This is a genomic window from Psychrobium sp. MM17-31, from assembly GCF_022347785.1.
Lineage (GTDB): Bacteria > Pseudomonadota > Gammaproteobacteria > Enterobacterales > Psychrobiaceae > Psychrobium.
The window spans coordinates 41839-56484 of record NZ_JAKRGA010000008.1 but is presented as its reverse complement, the minus strand read 5'-3'; the positions used below and the strand labels follow the sequence as shown (position 1 = coordinate 56484).

General features: G+C 44.5%; 10 protein-coding genes. 8 read left to right on the top strand and 2 right to left on the bottom strand.

All coding sequences use genetic code 11. The features are described 5' to 3' along the window. Positions 1-285 precede the first annotated feature (285 nt). The 8 genes from ccsA (at position 286) to MHM98_RS18180 (ending at position 10755) form a co-directional block, all read left to right on the top strand. Positions 286-1083: a cytochrome c biogenesis protein CcsA gene (ccsA, locus tag MHM98_RS18215; RefSeq protein ID WP_239440826.1), complete on the top strand. Its 798-nt coding sequence runs from the start codon at positions 286-288 to the stop codon at positions 1081-1083. A gap of 103 nt (positions 1084-1186) precedes the next feature. Continuing rightward, positions 1187-2485 carry a CNNM domain-containing protein gene (locus MHM98_RS18210; RefSeq protein ID WP_239440825.1) on the top strand — a complete coding sequence of 433 codons (1299 nt, stop codon included), beginning with the start codon at positions 1187-1189 and terminating at the stop codon, positions 2483-2485. A gap of 175 nt (positions 2486-2660) precedes the next feature. Next, on the top strand, positions 2661-3896 hold the full coding sequence (locus MHM98_RS18205; RefSeq protein WP_239440824.1) for an HlyD family efflux transporter periplasmic adaptor subunit: 1236 nt from the start codon (positions 2661-2663) through the stop codon (positions 3894-3896). Between the two features lie 33 nt (positions 3897-3929). Continuing rightward, the gene (locus MHM98_RS18200; protein WP_239440823.1) at positions 3930-4628 is read left to right on the top strand and encodes an ABC transporter ATP-binding protein; all 699 of its coding nucleotides are present in this window, start codon (positions 3930-3932) and stop codon (positions 4626-4628) included. Next, on the top strand, positions 4625-7093 hold the full coding sequence (locus tag MHM98_RS18195; RefSeq protein ID WP_239440822.1) for an FtsX-like permease family protein: 2469 nt from the start codon (positions 4625-4627) through the stop codon (positions 7091-7093). Before MHM98_RS18200 ends, MHM98_RS18195 begins: the two co-directional genes overlap by 4 nt. 3 nt (positions 7094-7096) lie before the next feature. Further along, positions 7097-8449: a sigma-54 dependent transcriptional regulator gene (locus MHM98_RS18190; RefSeq protein WP_239440821.1), complete on the top strand. Its 1353-nt coding sequence runs from the start codon at positions 7097-7099 to the stop codon at positions 8447-8449. Beyond that, positions 8439-9698, top strand: a complete 1260-nt coding sequence (locus MHM98_RS18185; protein ID WP_239440820.1) for a HAMP domain-containing sensor histidine kinase — start codon at positions 8439-8441, stop codon at positions 9696-9698. The genes MHM98_RS18190 and MHM98_RS18185 overlap by 11 nt, the downstream gene beginning before the upstream one ends. A gap of 97 nt (positions 9699-9795) precedes the next feature. Beyond that, on the top strand, positions 9796-10755 hold the full coding sequence (locus MHM98_RS18180; RefSeq protein ID WP_239440819.1) for a cache domain-containing protein: 960 nt from the start codon (positions 9796-9798) through the stop codon (positions 10753-10755). 327 nt (positions 10756-11082) lie between these two features. Here the strand turns inward: MHM98_RS18180 and lpdA are convergent, their stop codons facing one another. Together lpdA and aceF are read right to left on the bottom strand one after the other, a co-directional pair. Continuing rightward, positions 11083-12507 carry a dihydrolipoyl dehydrogenase gene (lpdA, locus tag MHM98_RS18175; protein WP_239440818.1) on the bottom strand — a complete coding sequence of 475 codons (1425 nt, stop codon included), beginning with the start codon at positions 12505-12507 and terminating at the stop codon, positions 11083-11085. A gap of 166 nt (positions 12508-12673) precedes the next feature. Further along, a complete protein-coding gene (gene aceF / locus MHM98_RS18170) occupies positions 12674-14644 on the bottom strand; it encodes a pyruvate dehydrogenase complex dihydrolipoyllysine-residue acetyltransferase (RefSeq protein ID WP_239440817.1) in 1971 nt (656 codons plus the stop codon). Positions 14645-14646 lie beyond the last annotated feature (2 nt).

Sequence of the window (14646 nt, the reverse complement as noted above, 5' to 3'; positions counted from 1 at the left end):
AGTCTACCGCTAACAACCTAGTAAAACTACAAAGCATGCATAAACCAATGAGTGACAATCAACACAACAATGACAAACCACATTGGTCTGAATGTCCCAAATGCAGAAAAATCCGCGCGATCGTACTGTGGGGATTAATCGCTGGTAGTATTTACTTGTATTTTTATTGAGAATAATTTGCAATTAGTAGTGCTAAAACAATGTACTTTTCAAATAGTTCTATATAATGCAATTTTTACCTGTGACCTGAATAATTTCGGCCTTTGAAACTCGACGTTAAAAACTATGTGGATTGACATTTCATCATTTGGCGCAGCCGTTAGTTACGGTGTTTGCCTAACCCTAGTATTACGCAGCTTATTCGCTCATGCTCCTCTAAACGAGAAATTAGTATTTGGCTGCGCGCTCATTGGTATCGGCTTTCACAGTGTTGCCTTAGGTAACGTAATTCTAAGCAGCGATGGCCCGAATATGAGCATGTTAGTGGTCGCTTCTATTGTCAGTTGGCTCATTGCCGCCCTACTTACTGTTGCTATTCGCAAATTTGCCATCGTCACTTTACTCCCCGTAGTCTTTGGTTTTGCCTTGTTAGCGGTTCTCGGTGTATGGCTGGTGCCTTCAAGCTATATCACTCATTTTGAGACTCGCCCAGGCCTGTTACTTCACATAACTATTGCTTTAAATGCATACAGCACCTTGGTCATTGCCGCATTCTATGCCATTCAATTACACATGATTGACTCGCGCCTAAAGAGTAAAAAACTCAATATTGCTAGCACCCCACTGCCGCCACTGATGACAGTAGAAAAGCAGCTTTATCAACTTATTATGACTGGCGCCGTATTACTGACGCTTTCACTCGCCAGTGGCTTCTTCTTCCTAGAAAATATGCTTGCTCAAGGGCAAGCACATAAAACGGCATTATCTGTTCTCGCTTGGGGCTGCTATAGCTACTTGTTGTGGCAACACCACCAGCAAGGAGTGAAAATTAAAACCTCGGTTCACATCACTATTGTTGGCGCTGGCTTGCTGACCTTGGCCTATTTCGGTAGTCGCTTTATCACTGAAATATTGCTGAGCTAGCTCAAGATTGGGCGCTGTTGAGCCAACTTTGACTATTTGCAGCTTGACGCTAAACTTTTATCACCGTATAACGGGCAAATAATTACACAGAGGAACACCTTACTTGGACGACATATCTACCCTAACGCTCTTTGGGATCCTGTTCGGACTAATTTTACTATCAGCTTACTTCTCTAGTTCTGAAACAGGCATGATGTCGATTAATCGCTATCGATTACGCCATCAAGTCAAAAACAAAAATCGAGCGGCAAAGCGCGTCGATACCTTGTTACAGCGCCCGGATCGTCTTATCGGCCTCATTCTTATAGGCAATAACCTAGTAAACATTGCCGCCGCATCGCTAGCGACAATTATCGCAACGCGTTTGTATGGCCCTAATTTAGGCCCTGCAATTGCTACTGGTGCTCTAACGCTAATCGTTTTGATTTTTGCCGAAGTGACGCCAAAAACCATTGCTGCACTGCACCCCGAGCGCGTTGCTTTTCCGAGTTCATTGATTTTATTGCCACTACTAAAAATCATGTACCCATTTGTATGGTTGGTAAATATCATTACCAACGGTTTACTGCGGATGATTGGTATTAGCTCGTCGAAAGAAGGTGATAATCAATTAAACTCCGATGAACTGCGCTCCATTGTGAGTGAAACCTCAGGCATGATCCCAGAAAAGCATCAGCAGATGCTGACCAGTATTCTCGATTTAGAGAAGGTAACGGTTGAAGATATTATGATCCCGCGCAGTGAGATCGGCAGTATCGATATCAACGACGAATGGAAGAATATTCAACGCCAGTTGAGCCATTTGCAACACACGCGCATCCTGTTATATCGCGACAAAATTGATGACGCAGTAGGCTTTATTCACGCTCGTGATTTAATGCATTTACAATCGAAAGATCAGTTTGATAAATCAAACCTGATCCGCTCTGTTCGCGAGCTTTACTTTATTCACGAAGCAACCAGCCTCAACGTGCAGTTGCTTAAGTTCCAAGAGAATAAAGAGCGCATCGGTCTCGTCGTTGACGAATATGGTGACATTCAAGGCCTAGTAACCCTAGAAGATATCCTAGAAGAGATTGTTGGAGAATTTACCACCAACGTATCACCAACCATCAGCGAAGAAATTCAGCTGCAAGATGACGGTAGTTACCTCGTTGAGGGCAGCATGAACATTCGTGAAATGAACCGCGAAATGGACTGGCACTTCCCAACCGATGGCCCAAAAACCATTAACGGTTTGTTATTAGAATACTTCCAAGACATTCCTAACGAAGGCTTGAGTATTCGCCTTGCTGGCTATCCGGTAGAAATCATTAATGTGGAAAACAACATGGTGCAAACCATCCGCATTATTCCAGAGCTCTACCAAGCGGAAAAAGACCAAGAAGTCGAAGAAGACTAACACTTACTTCTAACGCTGTTCTATGTTTCAAAACCGAACAGCGTTGTTGCAACACCGAACACATCTACCTCAAAGCCAATCCCAAAAATCTATAACCACTTGTTTATAAACAAAAATATATATTGGCACAGTTCTTCCTATAACAGCGACATGTTAAACAATATTCGCTTGATTTATGAAAATAGAACTTCCCGCTGCTCGCAGTTATAACAAGCTCATTATCGCTTTGATTTGTTGCGCGGTGTTAATTGCTGCGTTTTACAAAGTCCTAAGCCCCGCAATCCCCTCGGTTAATCGCGACGCAATTGCATTGTCAAAAGTTCAGCATGGTGGATTAGACATCTACGTCGATAGCTATGGCGAGTTTGCCTCTCAGCAAGAGCGTTTACTAACCGCGCCAGCACTCGGCAAAGTCGCAGAAGTGCTAGTGCGCCCCGGTGCGTTAGTCACGCCCGAGACAGTGATCTTAAAACTGGTAAACCCACAACTTGAACAGCAAGTTAGCCAAGCACAAGGTGAACTAGATCGAGTCAAAGCACAGCTAGCTGCCTTTAAGTTTGAGCAAGAGAGTGCTCGCCTTAATCACCTCGGCCGCATTGAGGAGCAAAAAGCAGCACTTGAAAAAGCGCAGTTAGAGCTAAAGGTAAATCAGCAACTGATGACATTTGGCACGGTTTCCAAAATCAAACTGCAACGAGCTCAACTCAATGTTAAACAAAGTGAAAGTAGCCTCGACTTTGAGCAAAAGAAATATCGCCAGTTTGTTGAAATGCAAGGTCACCAGCTCGCTCAAAAAGAAATTGAGGTAACACAGCAAGCACGAAAAGTGGGACTGCTCAATCAGCAATTGGCACAAATGACAGTGCGCGCAGGCCTCGATGGCACTTTGCAAACGCTCGAAGTGACCTTGGGGCAAAGCGTTACGCTGGGCCAATCCATCGCCAAAGTGGGCAGCATGGACAAACTGATTGCTAAAATCAAATTGCCGCAACGCCAAGCGGATCAAATAGCCATTGGCTCAGCTGTAACTATCGATACGCAAAAAGGGCAAATCACCGCGCATATCACGCGCATAGAAAGTTTGGTTAATAATGGGTTCGTACTCGCCGAAGTCGCATTAGATGGTGCATTAACAGCCAACGCCCGTCCTGCACTGCCTATCACTGCTAAAGTGTTTTTAGAGCATCGCGATAATGCCACTTATTTAAAACAATCTGCAGGGTTACGCCCCAACAGCAAAATGAGTCTATTTGTCTTAAATGACAATCAACTGTTAAAGCGGGAAGTCACCTTCGGCAACTTAACTCAAAACCAACTTATCATTGATCACGGCCTGCAAAGCGGCGACACTGTTGCCGTTAGCGATTTGCGTGATTATCAACAATTCTCAACGCTGAACCTAGTTCAATAAACCCAGTTCAGTAGCGCCTCAAGGAGCAAAAATATGACAACTACTCTAGTCACCATTGAAAACATCACCAAAAGCTACGCCAATAAACAAATAGAAACCAAGGCATTAAAAGGGGTATCTCTTACCATCAACCAAGGGGAGTTTGTCGCGATTACCGGGCCATCTGGCTGTGGTAAATCAACCCTGCTTTCCATCATGGGATTGATGGATACAGCAAGTAGTGGCAACTACACCATTAGCGGAATCGATACCCAACAGTTAAAAACAGATCAACGCACCGTGATCCGCAACAAACACATCGGCTTTGTTTTTCAGTCTTTTAACCTCATTGATGATATGACGGTATTTGACAATGTGGCATTGATTTTAGAACACCGCGGCACCGCAAAAGCGGAAATTAAACAACGGGTCGAGCAGGTATTAACGCAAGTCGACATGCTATCGCGTCAACATTATCAGCCGAATCAATTATCAGGTGGTCAGCAGCAACGAATTGCCATCGCTCGCGCCCTAGTAGGCAATCCAGACCTTATTCTCGTTGATGAACCAACCGGAAACCTCGATACCGTTAACGGCGATAAGGTAATGGCCCTATTAGAGAAACTTAACAAAGATGGCGCAACAATAGTGATGGTAACTCACGACAGTCGCTATGTGCGCTGTGCCAGTCGCCAAATTCAACTACTCGACGGCGAAATCATCACCGAAAAACAGTTAGAGGTGGTGGCATGAGTTTAGCGATAAAATCAATTAATCGCGGCTTTGCCCGCATCTTCAACCTGCCTCGGTTAAGCCTGTCATTAATAGTCGCGCTAGGCTCAACACTTGGCGCCGTTTTGTGTGTTGCCGCTATCAGCTCAGCATTAATGCTTAAGCCACTGCCGGGAGTGAGTAATGCGCATAATCTATATGATATTGAACTAGAAGTAACCTTTGGTGGTGCATTAAGCCTAGACTTTATAACCCCTCACGCGCTACATCACGCCAATCAGCATTTTAAAGATGTCGGTGAATGGACGGCAATCGATGCAGTTCAGGGTGATGTTTCAATCAACAATATCAACTATAAAATTACCACGTTAACCGCGCGTGATAATGCTCCTAAGGTACTAGGAAACAGCTTATTACTTGGCAAAAATATCACTACTCAAAACCTAGATTCTCATGTGTGGTTATCACAGTCATTATGGAAAAGTGCCTACAATGGCCTAGATAATGTCATTGGCAAATCGATTGTGATAGGTAATAAAACCTATCTTATCGGTGGCGTATTCGAAGACACCTTAGCCATCAATGGCGATCAGCAAGTATTGCCCCAGCAGCTTTGGTTCTTTAAAGACTACGCACAAGCAGCGCCGTTTAATAATGCCAGCAACATCGGTAGTGGCGCTCTTAAAAACGTTTTGTTAAAACCGTTTGATTCAAATACTAAATTGCCAACCGATGAAGAAATTATGGCGTGGTTTAACGGCTACGTAGATTACGAAATTTCAGTGCCTCATCTCAAAGACTTTATCAAGCAAATGCCAATGACATCGAGCATTACCGACTACCGCAAGAGCTTTTTAGACACTAACTACTATTTGGTAATAGCACTTGGTATCACGGCATTTGGCCTGTTAATCATGGCAACACTTAACCTGATTAATCTCTTTTTAAGCTATTACCAGAGCCGAACCAAAGAATTCGCAATGCAGCTAACTTTAGGAGCCAGTGCAAACAAATTACGCTGGTTAATGGTACTAGAGAATTTGCCAAGTTTTGCTTTGGCTGGCGTGTTAGGTACGCTATTGGGCAGTTGGCTAATTAAAGCCTTACCACTATTTACCAACAATAAATTGCCGTTGCTCAACAGTATTAGTATCGATGCGTTTACCGCAGCCTTATGCGTAACTTTAGTGACGGCATTAGCGGGACTCTTTGGCTTTATTTCCCTGACCCATATCGATAAAAAACAACTGCAAGCAAACCTTAGTAGCAGTGGTAAAGGCACCGCCGTCCAAACTAATCACACGGTTAGTCGCCTGCTGATGGTGCTGCAAATATCAATCGCCTCTTTGCTTTGCACCGGCTCAGTTATGTTGGCCAAACAGAGCTTTGACTATGTCTATGAAGATCTCGGTTTTACCCTCAAAGATACCCGTAATATAGAATTTGTAGTTAAAAATAAAGATTGGCTCAAAGCCATGACGGATGCACGAACAGAAAATAGAGATGTGCCAGAGTACCAGAGTTTTGTCGATTCGATTAAACGTGACCTCGAAACGCGTATTGCCGACAGCAAGGTGCTATTAGCAAACGAAGGCGGCATCTTAGGCGGGCATATTTCGTTGCGCTCGGAGCAAATGACAGACGACCCTAATCAGCAGGTCACTTATTCAGTAAAGCGTTACGATGCTGGCTATTTTGAAGCGATGGGCATTGCGGTACTCGCTGGCACTATTCCTTCGCAAGCTGACATATCAGATAACACACGACGTTATGTTGTTGGCGAGCGCTTTGCCAAAGAACTTTATCCCAACCAAGTATTTTCAGACATCATCGGCCAAGCATTCCCATTTGATGAAACACGTGTAGTGGGCGCGATTGTCGAGAAAACTGGATTTAAAAATTCACAGATCGCGCCGACGATTTATACGCCCTATCTCAATGTTATGGACAGAATGAGTTTCACGGTTGCCATCCCTGATGATGCAGCTATCGATTTCGAGCAATTAAAAGCTCACTTTGATAAAAACTATCCAGATATTCAATTAGATAACATCACGACTCTGACCGATATTTGGTTTGAAATGACCGCTCAAAAGCGATTGACCTTGTATATATTGATTGCAGTAACCCTATTAACTATTTTGCTCGCCGCTATTGGCATCAATGGCTTAACCTTAATGACAACCCACCAAAAGAAATATGAGCTAGCCATTCGCATGGCGACGGGCGCTAAACAAATGGCGCTTATTCGCTTTGTTCTTAAAGATGCCTTACCGCTGCTTATCGTAGGATTAATCTCTGGATTCCTATTGTCGGTATTTGGCTACGACTGGTTCAAAGAAAACCTGAGTTTATTACCTGATTTCAACTGGTTAACTTTAACTTTCTTAGATATTGGCCTGGTGATTGTTGTGCTATTATCAGTGCTTATCCCAACGTGGCGCGTGATCAGGCAAGATCCTCTCAGCGCCTTGCGACAAGAGTAGTTAATGAATAAAACACTATTAATCGCTGACGATGACGCCGATATTAGATTGGCGTTATCGCTGTTGTTTAGCGCCAATGGCTATCGCGTGATAGAAGCGGGCGATGAAAAATCGGTAATAACGAGCGCCTCGCGCCACAATCCCGATCTGATTTTACTCGACATGAATTTCTCTCGTGATACCACTAGTGGCCAAGAGGGACTCGCGTTAGTTGAGCAATTAAGCACTTTTAATATTCCCATCATATTAATGACAGCTTGGGGCTCAATCGAGCTAGCCGTCAAAGGTTTGCAGCTGGGTGCTGGCGATTTTATTGAAAAACCGTGGCAGAAAGAACGCTTACTCAACAGTGTTGAGCAGCAACTCAAACTCGGCCAACTCAGCAACCAAAACCGTGGTTACAAGCAGCTATTAAAGCCTACCCCAAGTAACTTATGGATCAGCCAAAGTTCATCAATGCAGCACGTCGATAACTTGGTCGCTCAAATATCGGCAACCGACGCCAACGTGCTCATTCTAGGTGAGAACGGCACGGGAAAATCACTACTGGCTAGACGCATTCATCAAGCGTCAAACCGTGCTAGCGAACCGATGGTGGAAGTGAACATGGGAGCAATCCCCGAATCATTGTTTGAGAGTGAGTTATTTGGCCATCAAAAAGGCGCTTTTACCGATGCTAAAGAATCGCGTATTGGCCGCTTTGAGCTCGCCAACAATGCCACCCTATTTTTAGATGAAATTGGCACCTTGCCAACAGCGTTGCAACCCAAGTTATTACGCGTTTTAGAAACTGGCGCTTTTGAAACGCTCGGTACTAGTAAAACTCAGCATACCAATGCGCGGATCATTAGCGCCACCAATGCCGACCTTAATGAACTGGTTGCTGCTGGCGAATTTAGACAAGATTTACTCTATCGCCTTAATACCTTTGTTATACAACTGCCACCACTGCGAGAACGTATTGACGATATCGCAGAACTCGCACTGGGCTTTATTACTCGCTTTACCCAAAAATATCAAAAAGGCGCTGTACAGTTATCACAAGATGCTCTTGCTAAACTCAATCGTCATCAATGGCCCGGCAATGTTCGCGAGCTACAACACGTGATAGAGCGTGCGGTATTACTGTGTCAAACTAAGGTTATTGAAGCAGAGCAAATCACCATCGATAACAACAATAACTCACTCCCTCAGCCAGTGAATGACTTATCGCTAGAGCGCAATGAAATATCACTTATTAATCAAGCGATGTCTCAGTCCCAAGGTCAAGTCGCCACTGCAGCCAAATTGCTGGGCATTTCCCGTAATTCTCTGTATAGACGTCTAGATAAATTTGAGATCAGCTATGAATTATGAGCGCCGACTTATCATCGCTTTGGTGACTATTTGCGGACTCATTTTAGGGCTCGCGTTAGCGCTAGCCTATGTTCTTGATTGGTCAGGTTTGGCAATGAGTACATTGCTATTCTGTTTATCAATTGCCCTAGCCTATGCAGCACAGCACTACTATCGCCATTGGCAACTCACGCTAATGAATTTAACCAGCTACACTCAACTACTGCGAGAAGGCACCAGTAATATTATTCCTATTGCCCAGCAACAAAGCGGTTTATATCAAGATCTGGTGCAAGAAATTGAACAACTAGCGACGCAACATCAACAAAATAGTCATCCATTGTTAGATATCGGCCATTTGATGGATGAGTGGCCAATGGCCATAGCAATTTTTGATGATAATAACGCGCTAATTTATAGAAACAATGCCTTGCTTAGCGTCTTGAAACGACCACTATTGGTTGGCAGTAACATCATCGACAGTGGCTTTATTATTGATAGTGCATCACATCGAATCAGTCACCCTAGCTTTGCCGACAATTGGCAATCGCAAACAATGACCTTTAATCGAGGCCAGCAACAATTAACGCTTTTTAGTGCCACCGATATTAGCCATCCGTTAAAAACACATGGCGATATTATCGAGCAAAATCTAATTCGCGTGTTTAGTCATGAGCTCAGAAATTCCCTTACGCCAATGGCATCGATGACTGATACCTTGCTATCGACCAATAACAGTTATGATGAACAAACAACGCTAGTACTTAATCGAATAAATCAAAGAAGTAATCACTTACTACAGTTTATAGCGAGCTATGCTGAATTATCTCAATTACCCGCAGCAGACCTCAATTGGTTTGACAGTGAATCGCTGATCAACGAAGCAAAGACGGTATTACCGGATGATGCCTCTGTCCTATTAAATGGAGAAAAACGCTGTTTTGGCGATCGCAGCTTACTTTCCATGGTATTAATCAACGTGTTTAAAAACGCGTTGCAAGCATCAACAAGCCAATTAGAAATTCAGGTGTCTATCTATGTAGAAGATGATATTCAATTTATTGAAATAATTGATAACGGTGAAGGTTTTCAAAATTTAAACAACGCTAACACGCCTTTTTATAGTACTAAACAAGATGGCAACGGCATTGGTTTAGCGCTGAGCCGACAGATTACGCAACAGCATCAGGGAACATTGTCATTGGCTAATAATGCTAACTCAAAAGGCGCGAAAGTGACTCTGCAATGGTCACTAGCCAGAGCAAAATAGCAGCACTAAAGTTTTATTGACCAACAAAAACACAGCAGTTATTCTTATTTAATATTCGATCACGCGCAGCGTGTTTAATAGAGTCAAGGATGATGCTGTGTTACTCAAGCACAAACTTTACACCAGTCTAATTGTGGCCACCCTATTGCCACTACTCATTTCTACGTTATTTTTTTCAACCAGCCTGCACGAGCTCATCAGTAAAAAGCTCGAAAAACAAGAGTTGCCGATTGCGCTGAGTAACGTTAAAAACGCCATCGAATGGCAGTTATCAGAACCTATTGCGACATCGCGAGCTATCGCGACTAACCTCTTTGTGAAGCAATGGATCCGCGATGGCGAATCGACACATTCCACCGAGCAATTCATCGATTACTTGAACAACGTTAAAATTACTGACGATGCCATCAGCGCATTCATCGTTTCAGACACATCTCAAAAATATTACTCTTATAGTGGTGAGATCCGCGAACTCACCTACCCGTCTGATAATTGGTTTACCGATTTTCTGGCCTCGAGTAAGCGCTATGAATTGGTATTTGATATTAATAAAGAAACGGGCAAGGCCAAGGTTTATGTTAACTACGTTGTTGAAATAGACGGTAATCGACGCGGATTAGCGGGGATATCCCATTCAGTAGGTTCGATGAATGAAATTATTAAACGTCAATCAATTGGTAACAACGGTATTGTCTATTTAGTGGATTCACTTGGAAAAATTAAACTACATCCCGATCAATCCTTAATCGGAGAGTCTATTTCCCTCAATAACATCATTTATGGTCTACAAACGAAAATCGAACGAGATGATAAGGTACTAATCGCATCAAGCATTCCACTAGAGTCTCTTGATTGGCATCTCGTCGCCGAGATACCAGAAGCTGAACTCTATGGCCCCATCGACGATGCTATCCGCAAAAACCTGTTCTTTGGTGGTGCAATTGCGCTTATTGGTATTATGCTAATCGTTATTTTCGTCAACCGCATGTTTAAACCTATTGAACAAATTACCTCTTCAGTATCATCACTCGCCACTAAGATTATTGGCAAACATTAAACTCAAATTTCAGACACAAAAAAAGCAGCTCGAAAGCTGCTTTTTTATCTAGGGCCTGTTGAACTTTCGAGGATGAATTTTGTGCAATTGACAAGGCTTTTTCGCAAGGCATGAGGAGCGACGCCTAGTTTACCTAGGCGAGCGACGAGAAACGCAGCGAAAATGTCTTGTCATTGCATCCGAAGGACAGCGTTTGTTCGTGATTTCTACGGCGTTATCGCCTGCTAGCTTAGCCCACTAAGCGTCGCAGGCTCTGCCTTGTATAAAACCCGAACAATTCGCTGCAAAAACCTTCACCAAAGATCAACAGGCCCTAGCAAATGCTAATTACTTTTTCTTAACCGCTTTTGGGTTAGGTAAGTCAGTAATAGAACCTTCGTAGATTTCAGCCGCCATACCGATTGACTCGTGTAGCGTTGGGTGAGCGTGGATAGTTAGACCGATGTCTTCAGCATCACAACCCATCTCGATTGCTAGGCCGATTTCACCTAGTAATTCACCAGCGTTTTCACCAACTAAAGCACCACCGATTACGCGATCTGTGTCTTTGTCGAAGATTAGCTTAGTCATACCGTCAGATACGTCTGATGCGATAGCACGGCCACTTGCAGCCCATGGGAACTTAGCAACTTCGAAGTTAATGCCTTGCTCTTTCGCTTCTTTCTCAGTTAAACCAACCCATGCAACTTCTGGGAAGGTGTATGCGATTGAAGGAATAACTTTAGGATCGAAGAAGTGGTTCTTACCAGCAATAACTTCAGCAGCAACGTGTGCTTCGTGCACTGCTTTATGAGCAAGCATTGGTTGACCAACAACGTCACCGATAGCGAAGATGTTTGGTACGTTAGTACGCATTTGCTTATCTACATTGATGAAACCACGCTCGTCAACGTTTACGCCAGCGCCTTCAGCACCGATGTTTTTACCGTTTGGTGTACGGCCGATAGCAACTAATACAGCGTCGTAACGGATTGGATCTGTTGGCGCTTTCTTGCCTTCAACAGAAACGTAGATACCGTCTTCTTTCGCTTCAACAGCAGTTACCTTAGTAGATAACATCATGTTGAAACGCTTCTTGTTTGCTTTAGTGTAAATGCGAACCATGTCAGCGTCTGCAGCTGGGATTACTTGGTCGAACATTTCTACTACGTCTACTTCACTACCTAGTGACTCGTAAACTGTACCCATTTCTAGACCGATGATACCACCGCCCATTACTAGTAATTTCTTAGGTACTTCTTCAAGTTTAAGCGCGTCAGTAGAGTTCCAGATGCGTGGATCTTCATGTGGAATGAATGGCAGTTCGATTGGACGAGAACCACAAGCAATAATTGCATTGTCGAAGTTAATCGTCGTTGTTTCTTCGCCTTCAACTTTTAGCGAGTTTGCGCTAGTGAAAGACGCGTTACCAACAACAGTCTTAACTTTACGCATTTTAGCCATACCAGCTAGACCACCAGTCAGTTGACCAACAACGCCTTCTTTGTAACCGCGGATCTTGTCTAGATCGATCGTTGGCTCACCAAAGCTAACACCGTGTGCGTCGATGTGCTTAGCTTCTTGAATTACTTTAGCAACGTGAAGCATTGCTTTTGATGGGATACAACCAACGTTTAAACAAACACCGCCTAGCGTTGAGTATTTTTCTACTAATACAACGTCTAAGCCTAAATCTGCCGCGCGGAACGCCGCTGAATAACCACCAGGGCCTGCGCCCAATACAACTACTTGAGTTTTGATTTCGTTGCTCATTTTCACCTCGATGTGTGTGCACCTGTACTCAATGTACAGGTGATAAGTGTCTTTTTAAGTCTGCGCAATTTTAACCAGCTACAACACTGATGTATAGCCAAATCGGCGACTTTGTTTCAATTAAAACAAAGCCGCTAGTCAGTAATGAAACTAGCGGCTTAGATTATTAAAGTACTAGACGACGAATGTCTGATAGCACCCCAGCTAAAGTTGCGCTAAAGCGCGCCGCTTCAGCACCGTCAATCACACGGTGATCGTATGACGTTGACAGTGGAACCATTAGGCGTGGTACGAACTCTTTACCGTTCCACTTAGGTTTCATTTCTGACTTAGAAACACCTAGGATACCCACTTCTGGCGCGTTAACGATTGGCGTAAACGCTGTGCCGCCGATACCGCCAAGGCTAGAGATAGTGAAACAACCACCTTGCATGTCAGCTGCCTTTAGCTTGCCGTCACGGGCTTTCTTAGAAATCTCGCCAAGTTCGCGTGATAACTCGTGAATACCTTTCTGGTCAACATCGCGAACAACAGGAACTACAAGACCGTTTGGCGTATCAACCGCGATACCGATGTGGAAGTATTTCTTAAGCACTAAGCTTTCGCCGTCATCGCTAAGTGACGCGTTAAACGTCGGATGGGCGGCTAGTGCTTTAGCCACAGCTTTCATGATGAATACTAATGGCGAAATCTTCAGACCAAGCTTTTGCTTTTCAGCAAGAACGTTTTGCTCTTTACGGAATACTTCAAGCTCGGTGATATCCGCTTCATCAAAATGCGTAACATGTGGAATAGTTACCCAGTTTTTGTGCAGGAATGGACCTGAAATCTTCTGGATACGCGATAGCTCTTTAACTTCAACTTCGCCGAATTTAGCGAAATCTACCGGCTTAGACTTAACCACTTCTAGGTAATTGCCATCGCCTGCCGGAGCAGCTGCTGAAGCAGAAGCTTTTGGCTTAGCAAGCTCAGCTTTAACGTAGTTTTGTACGTCTTCGCGCAATACGCGACCTTTACGGCCAGTGCCAGCAACTAGGGTTAAATCAACGCCGAATTCACGAGCGATACGACGTACCGACGGACTTGCGTGGGCAGTGCCTTTCGCTTCAACAGGTGCAGCTGCAACAGGTGCAGGCTTAGTTGGCGCAGGCGTCATAGGTGCTTGAGCAGCAGGAGCCGCTTGTGGCGCAGGTGCAGCAGCTGGCGCTTGTGCAGCAACTGTTTCGCCACCAGCAGTTTCGATCGTCGCGATAATAGTACCAGTTGCAACTTTACCGCCTGTCGCAATTTTCAGCTCTTTGATCACACCAGCAAATGGCGCTGGAACGTCCATCGTTGCTTTGTCAGTCTCAAGGGTAATTAGACCATCTTCTTCAGCAACAGTGTCACCAACGCTTACTAATACGTCGATAACGTCAACTTCACCGTCTTCGCCGATATCTGGAACAGCAACGTCTTTGATTGCTGGTGCAGCGGTAGCCACAGGTGCAGCAACAGGAGCGGCTTCAACAGCTGGTGCGGGAGTTGCTTCAACGGCAGGCGCAGCAGCTGGTGCTGCGCCTTCAGCTTCAAGAATAACGATTAATGAGCCTTCACCCACTTTATCGCCTACGGCAACCTTAACTTCTTTCACTGTACCAGCGAATGGTGCAGGAACGTCCATGGTTGCTTTGTCAGTCTCAAGGGTAATTAGACCGTCTTCTTCGGCAACAACATCGCCAACGCTCACTAATACTTCGATAACGTCAACTTCACCGTCTTCGCCGATATCTGGCACGTGAACTTCTTTCGCTTCACTTACTACTGCCGCAGCAGGCACGGCAACTGGCGCAGCTTCTACTACTGGTGCAGGAGCCGCTTGCTCAGCTGGAGCTGGCTCAGCAGCCGATGCAGATGCACCCGCTACAGCCATAGCGCCAAGGCGTGAACCTTCTGACACTTTATCGCCAACGCTTACGCTTAGCTCGCTAATAGTACCAGCGAAAGGCGCTGGAATGTCCATTGATGCTTTGTCAGATTCAACGGTAATAATCGCCGCTTCTTCTTCGATTGTGTCGCCAACGGCAACACAAATCTCAATAACTTCAACTTCTTCGCCGCCAACATCTGGGACTAGGATATCTTGTAAATCAGACATAA

What these genes read in the sequence shown, in the direction of transcription:
- ccsA (WP_239440826.1), top strand. Translation starts at nt 286, where the DNA reads ATGTGGATTGACATTTCATCATTTGGCGCAGCCGTTAGTTACGGTGTT.
- MHM98_RS18205 (WP_239440824.1), top strand. Translation starts at nt 2,661, where the DNA reads ATGAAAATAGAACTTCCCGCTGCTCGCAGTTATAACAAGCTCATTATC.
- MHM98_RS18200 (WP_239440823.1), top strand. Translation starts at nt 3,930, where the DNA reads ATGACAACTACTCTAGTCACCATTGAAAACATCACCAAAAGCTACGCC.
- MHM98_RS18195 (WP_239440822.1), top strand. Translation starts at nt 4,625, where the DNA reads ATGAGTTTAGCGATAAAATCAATTAATCGCGGCTTTGCCCGCATCTTC.
- MHM98_RS18190 (WP_239440821.1), top strand. Translation starts at nt 7,097, where the DNA reads ATGAATAAAACACTATTAATCGCTGACGATGACGCCGATATTAGATTG.
- MHM98_RS18185 (WP_239440820.1), top strand. Translation starts at nt 8,439, where the DNA reads ATGAATTATGAGCGCCGACTTATCATCGCTTTGGTGACTATTTGCGGA.
- lpdA (WP_239440818.1), bottom strand. Translation starts at nt 12,507, where the DNA reads ATGAGCAACGAAATCAAAACTCAAGTAGTTGTATTGGGCGCAGGCCCT.
- aceF (WP_239440817.1), bottom strand. Translation starts at nt 14,644, where the DNA reads ATGTCTGATTTACAAGATATCCTAGTCCCAGATGTTGGCGGCGAAGAA.